The organism is Streptomyces sp. TBY4 (assembly GCF_024213195.1).
Classification (GTDB): domain Bacteria; phylum Actinomycetota; class Actinomycetes; order Streptomycetales; family Streptomycetaceae; genus Streptomyces.
Genome location: NZ_JANAVF010000005.1, coordinates 100395 through 114127, shown reverse-complemented (window position 1 = coordinate 114127; position 13733 = coordinate 100395). Strand labels below are relative to the sequence as shown.

Genomic DNA, 13733 nt, shown 5'->3' with positions numbered 1-13733 from the left:
CTGACGCCATGCGTGCCGTACGCCTTCTGCTTACCGAGCCGCGCTGAACAGTCCCGACCCCACGAAGCGGTCGGCCCCGGCGCGGCGCCCCCTCCTGTGCGAGGGGTTTTTTCGTTTGGGCAGCAGAGACGGCAGAGACGATCGATGGAGCTTCAGAAATCATGAGCGAGACGAACACCCCGGCCCCCGAGGCGGCCGAGGCGCACCGTTACACGGCTGCCATGGCCGCCGACATCGAGGCACGCTGGCAGGACGTATGGGACGCGCAGGGCACCTACGAGGCCCCGAACCCGACCGGTGACCTGGCCGGCGACGCCTCGGTCGTGGCGCGCCCCAAGAAGTTCATCATGGACATGTTCCCGTACCCCTCGGGCGCGGGCCTGCACGTCGGGCACCCGCTCGGCTACATCGCCACCGACGTCTTCGCCCGTCACCAGCGGATGACCGGCCACAACGTCCTGCACACCCTGGGCTTCGACGCCTTCGGCCTGCCGGCCGAGCAGTACGCCGTGCAGACCGGCACGCACCCGCGCGTGTCGACCGAGGCGAACATCGAGAACATGAAGGTCCAGCTGCGCCGGCTGGGTCTGGGCCACGACAAGCGCCGCTCCTTCGCGACGATCGACCCGGACTACTACAAGTGGACCCAGTGGATCTTCCTGCAGATCTACAACTCCTGGTACGACGCGGACGCCGCCAAGGCCCGCCCCATCGCCGAGCTGGTCGCCGCCTTCGAGGACGGCTCCCGTGAGCTGCCCGGCGGCGGCTCCTGGGCCGCGCTGAGCGCCGCCGAGCGGGCCGACGTCCTGAACGGGCACCGGCTGGCGTACGCCTCGGACGCGCCCGTCAACTGGTGCCCCGGGCTGGGCACCGTACTGGCCAACGAGGAAGTCACCGCCGACGGCCGGTCCGAGCGCGGCAACTTCCCCGTCTTCAAGTCCAGGCTGAGCCAGTGGAACATGCGGATCACGGCCTACGCCGACCGCCTGATCGACGACCTGGACGCGCTGGACTGGCCCGAGGCCATCAAGCTGCAGCAGCGCAACTGGATCGGCCGCAGCGAGGGCGCCCGCGTGGACTTCGCGGTCGGCGACGGCGATGCCATCACCGTCTTCACCACCCGCCCCGACACGCTGTTCGGCGCCACCTACATGGTGCTGGCCCCCGAGCACGACCTGGTCTCGAAGATCGTCCCGGCGGAGTGGCCCGAGGGCACCCACCAGCTGTGGACCGGCGGCAACGCCACCCCCGCCGAGGCCGTGGACTCGTACCGCAAGCAGGCCGCCGCGAAGTCGGACGTCGAGCGCCAGGCCGAGGCCAAGGACAAGACCGGCGTCTTCACCGGCGCCTACGCGACCAACCCGGTCAGCGGCGACCTGGTCCCGGTCTTCATCGCGGACTACGTGCTGATGGGCTACGGCACCGGCGCGATCATGGCCGTCCCGGCGCACGACGGCCGTGACTTCGAGTTCGCGCGCGCCTTCGAGCTGCCGATGCGCTGCGTCGTCCAGCCCACGGACGAGCGCGACGCCGACCCGCTGGAGTGGGAGGCCGCCTTCACCTCGTACGACGGGACGATCGTCAACTCCACGGGCGAGGGCATCTCGCTGGACGGGCTGGGCGTGGTCGAGGCCAAGGCCGTGATCACCGACTGGCTGGCCGGGGAGGGCATCGGCGAGGGGACCGTCAACTTCCGTCTGCGCGACTGGCTGTTCAGCCGCCAGCGCTACTGGGGCGAGCCCTTCCCGATCGTCTACGACGAGGACGGCGTGGCCCACCCGCTGCCCGAGTCGATGCTGCCGCTGGAGCTGCCGGAGGTCGAGGACTACTCGCCGCGCACGTTCGAGCCCGACGACGCGGCCTCCCAGCCGGAGACCCCGCTGTCGCGCAACCAGGCGTGGGTCAACGTCGAGCTGGACCTGGGCGACGGTCGCGGGGTGCGGTCCTTCCGCCGCGAGACCAACACCATGCCGAACTGGGCCGGCTCCTGCTGGTACGAGCTGCGCTACCTGGACCCGAACAACGACTCGGCCCTGGTCGACCCGGAGATCGAGCAGTACTGGATGGGCCCGCGCGAGGGCCAGCCGCACGGCGGCGTCGACCTGTACGTGGGCGGCGCCGAGCACGCGGTGCTGCACCTGCTGTACGCGCGCTTCTGGTCCAAGGTGCTGTTCGACCTGGGGCACGTCTCCTCGGTGGAGCCGTTCCACAAGCTGTTCAACCAGGGCATGATCCAGGCGTACGCGTACACCGACTCGCGCGGTGTGTACGTCCCGGCGGCCGAGGTCGAGGAGCGGGACGGCGGCTACTTCTACCAGGGCCAGCCGGTCAAGCGTGAGCACGGCAAGATGGGCAAGTCCCTGAAGAACGCCGTCACGCCGGACGAGATCTGCGAGGAGTACGGCGCGGACACCCTGCGCCTGTACGAGATGGCGATGGGCCCCCTGGACGTCTCGCGTCCCTGGGACACCCGTGCCGTGGTCGGCCAGTACCGGCTGCTGCAGCGCATGTGGCGCAACGTGGTGGACGAGGAGACGGGCGCCGTGACGGTCGTCGACGCGGAGCCGGACGAGGCCACCCTGCGCGCGCTGCACAAGGCGATCGACGGGGTCGGCGGCGACATGGCCGGCCTGCGGTTCAACACCGCCATCGCGAAGATCACCGAGCTGAACAACGCCCTGACGAAGGCGGGCCGGCCGCTGGAGCGCTCGGTCGCGGAGCGGCTGGTGCTGCTGGTGGCCCCGCTGGCCCCGCACATCGCCGAGGAGCTGTGGCAGCGCCTGGGCCACGCCGAGTCGGTCGTCCACCAGGACTTCCCGGTCGCGGACCCGGCGTACGTCGTGGACGAGAGCGTCACGTGCGTCGTCCAGATCAAGGGCAAGGTCAAGGCCCGCCTGGAGGTGTCTCCGGCGATCTCGGACGCCGAGCTGGAGCAGCTGGCGCTGGGCGACGAGGCGGTCGTGGCGGCGCTGGGCGGGGCGGAGATCCGCAAGGTGATCGTGCGCGCGCCGAAGTTGGTGAACATCGTCGTCTGACGATTGTCGTCCGGCGTCGGACGACTGTCGTCCGACGGTCTAGGGGTATTCCCGTACGGGCAGGTTGGGGGTTCGATTGGAACCCGCGGCCTGCCCGTGGCGTTTACGGTGGAAGGGACGTAATCGGCTGGGGAAGGGACCCTCATGGAGGCGGCTTTTATCATCGTGGCCCTGGTGCTGCTGTTCGCCTTCCTGGGGCTCGGTGTCTACGTGACGACGAAGGTGGTCAAGGGCGTCGCGCGCGGCGTGGACCGGACCATCACCCAGGCCCGCCGCACGGTGGAGGACACCACCCTGAAGGCCCGCAGCTTCGGCCAGGTCGGTGTCCAGGGCGCGCTGGCCACGCTGCGGCTGGACCTGCGGAACTCGATGCGGGCGACGCAGCAGGCGCTGTACCAAGGGGTCCAGGTGGACGCCTCGCTGCAGGAGTCGATCGGGCTGTTCGAGCGGCTGAGCGCGCACGGGCACGAACTCGACGACGAACTGAAGCGTCTGGAGGCGGAGCCCGACCGGCAGCGGATCACGGCGGTCCTGCCGGACCTGCGGGAGCGCACGGCGCAGATCACGCAGGCGTCGGACTCGCTGCGCTGGGCGGCGCGCGACCGCGCCCGGCGGTTCGCGGAGGACGACCTGTCGCACCTGTCGGCCCAGATCGACGTCGAGTCGAGCGCCCTGCGGGACTGGTCCCGCCCCCAGACCGATGACCTGTCCTGGTCGGCTCCGACGGCTCCCACGGCTCCTTCGCCGTCCGCGGCCCCCGCACAGCCCGAGTGGACCGCCCCCCAGCCCGCGGCCCTCTCCGAGCCCGCCCCGGCCCCCCAGTACCCCTGGCAGAAGACCCGCCGCCCGGAGGCGACGACCTGAGCCGGTCCTTTCAGCCGTCCGGCGCTTGAGGACCGGAGCCCGGGGAACGGGCGAAGGGCGGGTAGGGGACTTCGCCTCGCAGGGCCGCACCCCCGCCGCCGGAGCCGGGCGGCACCCCCACCACGAGCCGCGGCCGGAGGGCAACGGTGGACCCGGGCTGCCGGAACACCCCCGCTGCCGGTAACCTCCGCCTCATGTCCCGCCATGTCGCGATCGTCACGGATTCCACGGCCTACCTGCCCCAACCGGCCATGGCGCGGCACGGAATCATCTCCGTCCCGCTGACCGTGGTCCTCGGCGACGAGGCCCTGGAGGAGGGCACCGAGATCTCGGCCAGGAGCCTCGCCCTGGCCCTGCAGAAGCGCCGCCCGGTCACCACGTCCCGCCCCAGCCCCGAGGACTTCGTCCGGGCCTACCGGACAGCCGTGGAGGCCGGTGCGACCGGCATCGTCAGCCTGCACCTGTCGGCGGAGTTCTCCGGCACCTACGATGCCGCCGTGCTCGCCGCGAAGACCGCCACGGTGCCCGTCCGCGTCGTCGACACCGGCATGGTCGCCATGGCCCTGGGCTTCTGCGCCCTGGCCGCGGCCGAGGTGGCCGAGGCCGGGGGGTCCCTCGACGAAGCCGTGGCCGCCGCCGAGAAGCGGGCCGCCGGCATGTCCGCGTACTTCTACGTCGACACCCTCGACTACCTGCGCCGCGGCGGCCGCATCGGGGCCGCGCAGGCCCTGCTCGGCTCGGCGCTCGCGGTCAAGCCGCTGCTGACGCTGGACGGCGGGCGGATCGAGATGCTGGAGAAGGTGCGGACGGCCTCCAAGGCCATCGCCCGCCTGGAGGAGCTCGCCGTCGAGCGCGCGGCGTCGGGGCCCGTCGACGTGGCCGTGCACCACCTCGCGGCCCCGGAACGCGCGGAGAAGCTCGCGCAGAGGCTTCGGGAGAGGATCCCCGGGCTGGTCGAGCTGCACGTCAGTGAGGTGGGTGCGGTGATCGGCGCGCACACGGGGCCGGGGCTGCTGGCGGCGGTGGTCTCCCCGCGCTGATCACTGGATCGGGTGAGGGAGATATCCACAACGGGCGGGCCGTCCACCGGAATTGAGGCTTCCGAACGGGGGTCGCGGCTCGGCCCTACCGTCGTGGCATGACTCTTCGCACGCGTACTTCAGGTCCCGCCGGCGCCACCAGTGGCCCCGGCCGTCCCCGCCTCTCCGACAGCCGCCTGCGGCATCGCCGCGGACAGCGGTCCGGCCGCCCCGATCCCGCGGTGGCGCGGCGCCGGGCGGAGGCCCTGCTCGGGGCGGGCCGCCCGCCGGGTGCTGCGCCACCGGGGGCAGGGCCCGGCCCCGGGTCCGGGTCCGAGGGTGTGCCCGTGGGTGCGGTGGGGCCGGAGGTGCCGGTGAGGTCCGAGCCGGTGGGCCGGGCCGGGGAGCCTGCCGCCGGGGCGGCGGTGCCGCCCGGGGGTGGGGAGGGGCCCGGCGGGGGCTTGCGGTGGCTCGCGGTGCGGGAGCGGCTGCCGCTGTGGCTGCAGACCCGCTGCGGGGTGGAGCCGCGCACGGTGGCCGCCGTCTCGGTGGTGCTCGTCGTCGCCGTCGGGTTCGCCGCACAGCAGTTCGGGGCGGCCCGGCCCCGGCCGGTGACCGCACCGGCCGTGGTGGCCCCCGCGGCGGCCGCCCTGTCGGCCCCGCCGGTGGTGCGGGCGGGGCCGGGTGCCGGTCCCATCCTGGTGGACGTCAGCGGCAAGGTCCGTGCCCCGGGAGTGCGCAGGCTGCCACCCGGATCGCGCGTCGAGGACGCCTTGGCCGCCGCCGGGGGAGTGCGGCCCGGGACGGACACCGCCGGGCTGAACCGGGCCCGCGTCCTGATGGACGGCGAACAGGTCCTGGTGGGGGCTCCGGTGCCGCCCCCGCCGACGGGGCGGGCAGGCCCCGCCTCCGGCCCGCTGAGCCTCGCCACGGCCACCGCCGAGCAGCTGGACGGGCTGCCGGGGGTGGGGCCGGTGCTCGCGCAGCACATCGTGGACTTCCGCACGGCACGCGGCGGCTTCCGCTCCGTGGAGGAGCTCCGCCAGGTCAACGGGATCGGCGAGCGCCGGTTCGCCGACCTCCGCGAACTGGTGCGGCCGTGAGCCGGCACGACGGCCCGGGGCGGGAGCGGGCCGGACCGGGGCCGGCCGGGCGGGGTACGGGGGAGGAGAGTTCCGTCCGGCGGGAGCAGGGGGCGGGGGAGGCGGGGCCCCTGGACCTGCGGTTGGTGGGGCCGGCGCTCGCTGTGTGGGGGGCCGCCGCCGTGTGCCTCGGAGTGCCCGTCGGGCGCAGTGCCGCGGTGGCGGGGCTGGGGGTGGGCGCGGCCGGGCTGCTGATGGTGGTGGGCCGGAGGCGCTCCGTGCCCTTGCGGGCGGCGCTGGCGGGGGTCCTGCTGTGCGCGGCCGCGGGAGCCGGGGTGGCGGGGCTCCAGCGGGCCGAGGCGCGGGCCGGGCCGGTCCCGGAGCTGGCCCGGGAGCATGCCCGGGTCCTGGTGGACCTCACCGTGGGCTCCGATCCGAGGACGGCCCGGAGCGGGAGCGGGCCGCCGGTGGTGGTGCTCGACGCGGTGGTGACCCGGGTGACCGGGCCCGACGGTGCCCGGACCCGGGTGTCGAGCCCGGTGCGGGTGCTCGCGGGGCATCCGGGTTGGGCCGGGCTGCAGCCCTCGACACGGGTCGCGGTGGTGGCCCGGCTGGCCCCGGCGCGGGACGGGGAGCGGGCCGTCGCCCTGCTCCGGCCGGCCGGGGACACCCCGCCCCGGGTGACCGGCGGTCCGGACACCGTGCAGCGGATCGCCGGGCGGCTGCGGGCCGGGCTGCGCGAGGTCACCGACGGGCTGGCCCCGGACGCCAGGGCCCTGCTGCCCGGGCTGGTGGTCGGGGACACCTCCCGGGTGGAGCCCGACCTGCACGACGCCTTCCGGGCCACCGATCTGCTGCACCTGCTGGCCGTCTCCGGCTCCAACCTGACCGTGGTGCTCTTCCTGCTCATCGGGGCCCCGGCCCGGGCGCAGCGGGCCGAGCGGGGCGGGCTGGCGCCGCGCCTGGGGCTCTCGCTGCGGGCCACGGCCCTGTGCGGAGCGGCGCTGACCCTGGCCTTCGTGGTGGTGTGCCGGCCGGAGCCCAGCGTGCTGCGGGCGGCGGCCTGCGGCTCGGTCACCCTGCTGGCCATCGCCACGGGCCGGCGCAGATCCCTGATCCCGGCGCTGGCCGCCGCCGTCCTGCTGCTGGTGCTCTACGACCCCTGGCTGGCCCGCAGCTACGGCTTCCTCCTCTCCGTCCTGGCCACCGGGGCCCTGCTGACGCTGGCTCCCCGGTGGAGCCAGGCCCTGCGGCGGCGCGGGATGCGGCCCCGCCCGGCCGAGGCGCTGGCGGCCGCGGCGGCGGCCCAGGCGGTGTGCGCGCCGGTCGTCGCGGTGCTGTCGGCCCGGGTGAGCCTGGTGGCCGTGCCCTGCAACCTGCTGGCCGAGCTGGCGGCGGGGCCGGCGACGGTCCTGGGGTTCGCCGCGCTGGCGGCGGCCCCGGTGTGCCGGCCCGTGGCCGAGGCGCTCGCCTGGTGCGCGGGCGTGCCCGCCGGGTGGATCGCGGCCGTGGCCCGGGGCGGGGCGGCACTGCCCGGGGCGGAGCTGGGCTGGCCCGGCGGGGTGGGCGGAGGGTTGCTGCTCGCCGCGGCCACCTGTGCGGCGGTGCTGCTCGGCAGACGGGTCGGCCGTGGGCGATGGCTCGCCTCCGCCCTGGCCGTGGTGCTGCTCCTCGCCGTGCTGAGGCCGCCACTGGTCACTCGTACGGTAAGAGGCTGGCCGCCGCCCGACTGGATCTACACCCAGTGCGCGGTGGGCCAGGGGGACGCCGCCGTCCTGGCGGCCGGCCCGGGTACGGCCGTGGTGGTGGACGCGGGCCCGGAGCCGGGGCCGGTGGACGCCTGCCTGAAGGAGCTGGGCGTGAGCCGGGTGCCGCTGGTCCTGCTCACCCACTTCCACGCCGACCACGTGGGCGGGCTGGCGGGGGTGCTCAGGGGCCGGTCGGTGGGTGTGGTGCAAGTCACCGGCATGGAAGAACCGCCGGGACAGGCCGCGTTCGTACGGCGGACGGCGGCGGCCGCCGGGGTCCCCCTCGTCCGTGCCGTGGAGGGGGAGCGGCGCCGGGCAGGGCCGCTGGAGTGGCAGGTGCTGTGGCCGCCCGGGGACGCCTTCCCCGAGGGCCCCAACGATGCGAGCGTGGCCCTGCTGGTGCGCGGCGCGGGTCTGACCCTCCTCCTGCTGGGAGACCTCGAACCGGGCTCCCAGCAGGCCCTGCTGAGGAACCATCCGGAACTGGGGCCGGTCGATGTCCTCAAGGTCGCCCACCACGGCAGCGCCCACCAGGATCCCGGACTGCACGAGCGGATCCGGCCGCGCCTGGCGATCGTCCCGGTGGGCGCCGGGAACAGGTACGGGCACCCCGCGCCGGGTACGCTCGCCCGGCTGCGGGAGCTGGGCACGGCAGTGCTGCGCACGGACGAGGACGGCTCGGTCGCCGTCACCGGCAGCGGCCCGCGGCTGCGGGCGTTCCCGGCCATCCGGCGACGGGTCGGGCCAGCGGTCCGGTACGGGCATACCAGGAGTGACCACTCCGTTTGCCCGCAACCCGACAGCATGATCGAATGCGTTCTCGCCAGAACGGTCCAAGCCCACACAGCACGGGGGTGCACACACCATGTTCAGTCGCAGACGGGGGATGGAGACGGCGGGAAGCGCCAGTCCCCAGACATCCGCGACACTGACGCTTCCTCATACCGCGCGGCTGCTCAGCTGCCGGGTGCTCGACACGGTCCACCAGCCGGTCCGGCAGGCCGCGTTCGAGGTGACCGACCCGATCGGCCGGCGGATCGTCAGCGGGGAGACCGATCCGTACGGCGGGTTCACGGCGGCGGTGCCGGCGGGCGAGTACCGGCTGACCGTCACGGCCGAGGGGTACGCGCCCTTCCACGGGGCGACGCTGGTGGGGGACCCGGCGCAGCCCGGCACCGGGGAGATCGTCCTGGACTCGGTGGACCCGCCGCGGCTGCCGCAGCCGGGGCACTGGGAGCTCGACCCGGGGCATTCCTCGATCGGGTTCTCGGTACGGCACATCGGCTTCGCCCGGATCAACGGCCGGTTCAACACCTTCGCCGGCGCGGTGCGGATAGCCGACCGCATGGAGGACTCCTCCATGCGCGTGATCATCGACGCGGCGAGCATCGACACCGGGCTGCGGATGCGGGACGACCACCTGCGTTCCGCGGACTTCCTGGACGCGGCCCGCCACCCGACGGTGGAGTTCTACAGCGAGCGGTTCATCCACCGCAGCGGCAGCCTCTGGTCCGTGGCCGGGGCCCTCACCCTCCACGGGGTCAGCCGGTCCGTCACCCTGGACACCCAGTACCTGGGTCTGGGCACGGGCCTGGAGGGCGAGCCGAGGGCGGCCTGCCGGGCGACGGCCGAACTGAACCGCGGGGACTTCGCGCTGAACTGGCAGTCCGTGCTGGCGCAGGGGATCGCGGCGATCGGTTCGAACGTGGAAGTGACCCTGGACATGCAGGTCGTGCACAAGGCCTGACCCGGTGCGGGCCGGCGGGGCCGGTGGTGCGGGGCCGGTGGCTACGGGGCTTCGAGCCAGCCCTCGTACTCGGCGGCGAGCTCGTCCAGGGTGGTGGCGTCCAGCCCCTCGCGGGGGTCCTCGACGACCACCAGCCACTGGGCGTCCTCGGCATCGTCCTCACCGGCGAGGGCGTCGCGGACCAGCTGAGGTTCCTCCGGGAGGCCGAAGCGGTCGACCACCTCCCGCGCCACCTCCTCGGCGGCGTCGCGGTCGGGCAGGACCAGTACATGTCGCACGTTCACCCGGACATTCTGTCAGTGCGGCGTGGGATGCTGGAGGCGATGGCCACCAGGAAGAATTCCACCGACGATCCGCTCGCCCCGATCACCCTCGCGGTGGGGCAGGAGGACCTGCTGCTCGACCGCGCCGTGCGGGAGATCGTGACGGCGGCGCGCGCCGCCGACGCCGACACGGACGTGCGTGACCTCGCCTCCGAACAGCTCCAGCCCGGCACCCTGGCCGAGTTGACCAGCCCCTCGCTCTTCTCGGAGCGCAAGGTGCTCGTGGTGCGCAACGCGCAGGACCTCTCGGCCGACACGGTCAAGGAGGTCAAGGCCTACCTCGCCGCGCCGTTCGAGGAGATCGCCCTCGTCCTCCTGCACGCGGGCGGCGTCAAGGGCAAGGGTCTGCTGGACGCCGCGCGCAAGGCGGGTGCCCGCGAGATCGCCTGCCCGAAGATGACGAAGCCGGCGGACCGGCTGGCGTTCGTACGGGGGGAGTTCCGGACGCTGGGCCGTTCGGCCACGCCCGAGGCCTGCCAGACGCTGGTCGATGCGATCGGCAGCGATCTGCGGGAGCTGGCGAGCGCGGCGGCGCAGCTGTGCGCGGACGTCGAGGGCACCATCGACGAGGCCGTGGTCGGCCGCTACTACACCGGCCGGGCCGAGGCTTCGAGCTTCACGGTGGCCGACCGGGCGGTGGAGGGGCGGGCTGCGGAGGCTCTGGAGGCCCTGCGCTGGTCCCTGTCCACCGGGGTGGCTCCGGTGCTGATCACCAGCGCGCTGGCGCAGGCGGTACGGGCGATCGGGAAGCTGGCCTCGGCGCCGAGGGGGGCGCGGCCCGGGGACCTCGCGCGGGATCTTGGCATGCCGCCGTGGAAGATCGACCGGGTCCGGCAGCAGATGCGGGGGTGGTCTGCGGACGGGGTGGCGGACGCGTTGCGGGCGGTGGCGGCGGCGGATGCGGGGGTCAAGGGCGGGGGCGATGATCCGGAGTACGCGCTGGAGAAGGCCGTTGTCGCGGTTGCCCGCGCGGCGAGGCCTCGGCGGGGCTAGGCCTCGGCGGGGCTAGGTCCCGGCGGGCCGCGCTTTCCCCTCCGGGGCTGTGCTGTCCCGGTTGTGGGGCGCGGCTGCGGGTGGGCTGCCCTGCGGGGCGAAGTCCCCTACCCGCCCTTCCACCGTTCCCCGGGCGCTGCCCGGACCCCGGTCCTCAAGCGCCGGACGGGCTGAAAGCAGGGGTACCGGGCTGCGCCCGGACCCCCTGGGGCTCCGCCCCAGACCCCGCGCCTCAAACGCCGGCGGGGCTGGAAGGTCCCAGACCCTGGTCCTCAAGCGCCGGACGGCTGAAAGTGCCCCGGGGGGTTGAAATGGGCCCGGACATGCCGGAGGCCCCGGCTGCTGCCCTGGGGAAGGGTGGCGGTCGGGGCCTTCGGTTATTGCTCTGGGTGCACCGCACTCGCGTGGCGAACGCTTCGTGTGCGGTGCGGGGTGCCGGTCGGGAGCGGGAGAGAGGGCCCGCTGGGTCCCGGCCCGGCGATCACATCAGGAGCTCAGCCCTGGAGGGAGGCAACCTTGGACGCCAGCGCCGACTTCTTGTTGGCGGCGGCGTTCTTGTGGATGACACCCTTCGAGACGGCCTTGTCGAGCGCGCGGGAAGCGGCGCGGGAAGCCACGGTGGCCTTCTCGACGTCACCGGCGACGACGGCCTCACGGGCCTTGCGGATGGCGGTCTTCAGCGAGGACTTGACGGCCTTGTTGCGAAGGCGAGCCTTCTCGTTCGTCTTGTTGCGCTTGACCTGGGACTTGATGTTCGCCACGAAAGAGCCTTTGCAGGTTCAGAGATTTGATCTTCGGATTGCGTCCCGTAGAGCTAGAGGGCACACGAGACACAGCTGCTCAGGCTACCAGGTGGCTTCCGACCGGCCCAAACCGAGCGCAGTCTTCGGTTCATGGGACGATGGGAGTCTGCGTACAGATCCGACTTCGCGCAGACCGACGCCCACACTTCGTTCCGACTGCGACCCGAGAATCAGGACACTGCGTGCCCGCGATCCCCAGCCACGTGCCCGAGCCGAGCCGTACCGACCCGGCGCTGATCCGCAATTTCTGCATCATCGCGCACATCGACCACGGCAAGTCGACCCTTGCCGACCGGATGCTCCAGCTCACCGGTGTGGTGGACTCGCGGCAGATGCGCGCCCAGTACCTCGACCGCATGGACATCGAGCGTGAGCGCGGCATCACGATCAAGTCCCAGGCCGTGCGACTGCCGTGGGCGCCGACCACGGGCGAGGACCTGGGGAAGACCCACGTCCTCAACATGATCGACACCCCCGGGCACGTCGACTTCACCTACGAGGTCTCGCGCTCCCTCGCCGCCTGTGAGGGCACGGTGCTCCTGGTGGACGCCGCCCAGGGCATCGAGGCGCAGACCCTCGCCAACCTGTACCTGGCGATGGAGAAGGACCTGGCGATCGTCCCGGTCCTGAACAAGATCGACCTGCCGGCCGCCCAGCCGGAGAAGTTCGCCGAGGAGCTCGCGAACCTGGTCGGCTGCCAGCCCGAGGACGTCCTGCGCGTCTCGGCGAAGACCGGTCTCGGCGTGGACGCGCTGCTCGACAAGATCGTCGCCACGGTCCCGGCCCCGGTCGGACCCAAGGACGCCCCCGCCCGCGCCATGATCTTCGACTCGGTCTACGACTCGTACCGCGGTGTCGTCACCTACGTGCGTGTGGTCGACGGCCAGCTCAACAAGCGCGAGCGCATCCGGATGATGTCGACCGGCGCCACGCACGAGCTGCTGGAGATCGGCGTCTCCTCCCCGGAGATGACCCCGGCCGACGGCATCGGCGTCGGCGAGGTGGGCTACATCATCACCGGCGTGAAGGACGTCCGTCAGTCCAAGGTCGGTGACACCATCACCAGCCTGAGCAACGGCGCGACCGAGGCCCTCGGCGGCTACAAGGACCCGAAGCCGATGGTCTTCTCGGGCCTGTACCCGCTCGACGGCTCGGACTACCCCGACCTGCGCGAGGCCCTGGACAAGCTCCAGCTCAACGACGCCGCGCTGGTCTACGAGCCGGAGACCTCGGCGGCGCTCGGCTTCGGCTTCCGCGTCGGCTTCCTCGGCCTGCTCCACCTGGACGTGGTGCGCGAGCGCCTGGAGCGCGAGTTCGGCCTCGACCTGATCGCCACCGCGCCGAACGTGGTCTACCGCGTCGTCCTGGAGGACGGCAAGGAGGTCACCGTCACCAACCCGAGCGAGTTCCCCGAGGGCAAGATCAGGGACGTGTTCGAGCCGGTCGTACGGGCCACCCTGCTCGCGCCCTCCGAGTTCATCGGCGCGATCATGGAGCTCTGCCAGCAGCGCCGCGGCACGCTCCTCGGGATGGACTACCTCTCCGAGGACCGCGTCGAGATCCGCTACACGCTCCCGCTCGCGGAGATCGTCTTCGACTTCTTCGACCAGCTGAAGTCCAAGACCCGCGGGTACGCCTCCCTGGACTACGAGCCCACCGGCGAGCAGGCCTCCGGCCTGGTCAAGGTCGACATCCTGCTGCACGGCGACAAGGTCGACGCCTTCTCCGCCGTCTGCCACAAGGACGCCGCCTACGCCTACGGCGTGCGCCTGGTCGCCAAGCTGCGCGAGCTCATCCCGCGGCAGGCCTTCGAGATCCCGATCCAGGCCGCCGTCGGCTCCCGCGTCATCGCCCGCGAGACCATCCGCGCCATCCGCAAGGACGTCCTCGCCAAGTGCTACGGCGGTGACATCTCTCGCAAGCGGAAGCTGCTGGAGAAGCAGAAGGAGGGCAAGAAGCGCATGAAGATGGTCGGCTCCGTGGAGGTTCCGCAGGAGGCCTTCATCGCCGTCCTCTCCAGCGACGAGTCCGGTGGCAAGAAGAAGTAGCCGCGGCTGCGGCCGTCGGATGTGAGGCAGGCCCCCGTGCTCCGGCGCGGGGGCCTGTTTCGTTATGAATC

At 73.0% G+C, this 13733-nt stretch carries 9 protein-coding genes and 1 pseudogene; 8 read left to right on the top strand and 2 right to left on the bottom strand.

Features of this window, described 5'->3' with window-relative positions; all coding sequences use genetic code 11:
* The first annotated feature begins 161 nt into the window (after positions 1-161).
* The 6 genes and pseudogenes from leuS (at position 162) to NLX94_RS13870 (ending at position 9495) form a co-directional block, all read left to right on the top strand.
* The gene (gene leuS / locus NLX94_RS13895) at positions 162-3035 is read left to right on the top strand and encodes a leucine--tRNA ligase (RefSeq protein WP_254383019.1); all 2874 of its coding nucleotides are present in this window, start codon (positions 162-164) and stop codon (positions 3033-3035) included.
* Positions 3036-3179: 144 nt separating this feature from the next.
* Positions 3180-3899 (top strand): hypothetical protein, encoded by a 720-nt coding sequence (locus tag NLX94_RS13890; protein WP_254383018.1) that lies wholly within the window; start codon positions 3180-3182, stop codon positions 3897-3899.
* 194 nt (positions 3900-4093) lie between these two features.
* The gene (locus tag NLX94_RS13885; RefSeq protein ID WP_254383017.1) at positions 4094-4939 is read left to right on the top strand and encodes a DegV family protein; all 846 of its coding nucleotides are present in this window, start codon (positions 4094-4096) and stop codon (positions 4937-4939) included.
* Between the two features lie 440 nt (positions 4940-5379).
* Positions 5380-6021 carry a ComEA family DNA-binding protein gene (locus NLX94_RS13880; RefSeq protein ID WP_308402429.1) on the top strand — a complete coding sequence of 214 codons (642 nt, stop codon included), beginning with the start codon at positions 5380-5382 and terminating at the stop codon, positions 6019-6021.
* A 233-nt stretch (positions 6022-6254) separates the two neighbouring features.
* A pseudogene (locus NLX94_RS13875) lies at positions 6255-8465 on the top strand (ComEC/Rec2 family competence protein); the annotation flags it as partial.
* A 148-nt stretch (positions 8466-8613) separates the two neighbouring features.
* On the top strand, positions 8614-9495 hold the full coding sequence (locus NLX94_RS13870; RefSeq protein WP_254383015.1) for a YceI family protein: 882 nt from the start codon (positions 8614-8616) through the stop codon (positions 9493-9495).
* A gap of 41 nt (positions 9496-9536) precedes the next feature.
* Here NLX94_RS13870 and NLX94_RS13865 read toward each other — a convergent pair whose 3' ends face one another.
* Positions 9537-9779: a hypothetical protein gene (locus NLX94_RS13865; RefSeq protein ID WP_254383014.1), complete on the bottom strand. Its 243-nt coding sequence runs from the start codon at positions 9777-9779 to the stop codon at positions 9537-9539.
* 39 nt (positions 9780-9818) lie between these two features.
* Here NLX94_RS13865 and holA point away from each other — a divergent pair, with 39 nt between their 5' ends.
* Positions 9819-10811: a DNA polymerase III subunit delta gene (gene holA / locus NLX94_RS13860; RefSeq protein ID WP_254383356.1), complete on the top strand. Its 993-nt coding sequence runs from the start codon at positions 9819-9821 to the stop codon at positions 10809-10811.
* Positions 10812-11305: 494 nt separating this feature from the next.
* Here holA and rpsT read toward each other — a convergent pair whose 3' ends face one another.
* Positions 11306-11572 carry a 30S ribosomal protein S20 gene (gene rpsT / locus NLX94_RS13855; protein WP_254383013.1) on the bottom strand — a complete coding sequence of 89 codons (267 nt, stop codon included), beginning with the start codon at positions 11570-11572 and terminating at the stop codon, positions 11306-11308.
* Between the two features lie 224 nt (positions 11573-11796).
* On the opposite strand from rpsT, the gene lepA reads away from it, so the two are divergent.
* Positions 11797-13662: a translation elongation factor 4 gene (gene lepA, locus NLX94_RS13850; protein ID WP_254383012.1), complete on the top strand. Its 1866-nt coding sequence runs from the start codon at positions 11797-11799 to the stop codon at positions 13660-13662.
* The last annotated feature ends 71 nt before the right edge of the window (positions 13663-13733 follow it).

Bases quoted from the DNA above. Each gene is read 5' to 3' on its own strand.
- leuS (WP_254383019.1), top strand. From the start codon at position 162: ATGAGCGAGACGAACACCCCGGCCCCCGAGGCGGCCGAGGCGCACCGT.
- NLX94_RS13890 (WP_254383018.1), top strand. From the start codon at position 3,180: ATGGAGGCGGCTTTTATCATCGTGGCCCTGGTGCTGCTGTTCGCCTTC.
- NLX94_RS13885 (WP_254383017.1), top strand. From the start codon at position 4,094: ATGTCCCGCCATGTCGCGATCGTCACGGATTCCACGGCCTACCTGCCC.
- NLX94_RS13870 (WP_254383015.1), top strand. From the start codon at position 8,614: ATGTTCAGTCGCAGACGGGGGATGGAGACGGCGGGAAGCGCCAGTCCC.
- holA (WP_254383356.1), top strand. From the start codon at position 9,819: ATGGCCACCAGGAAGAATTCCACCGACGATCCGCTCGCCCCGATCACC.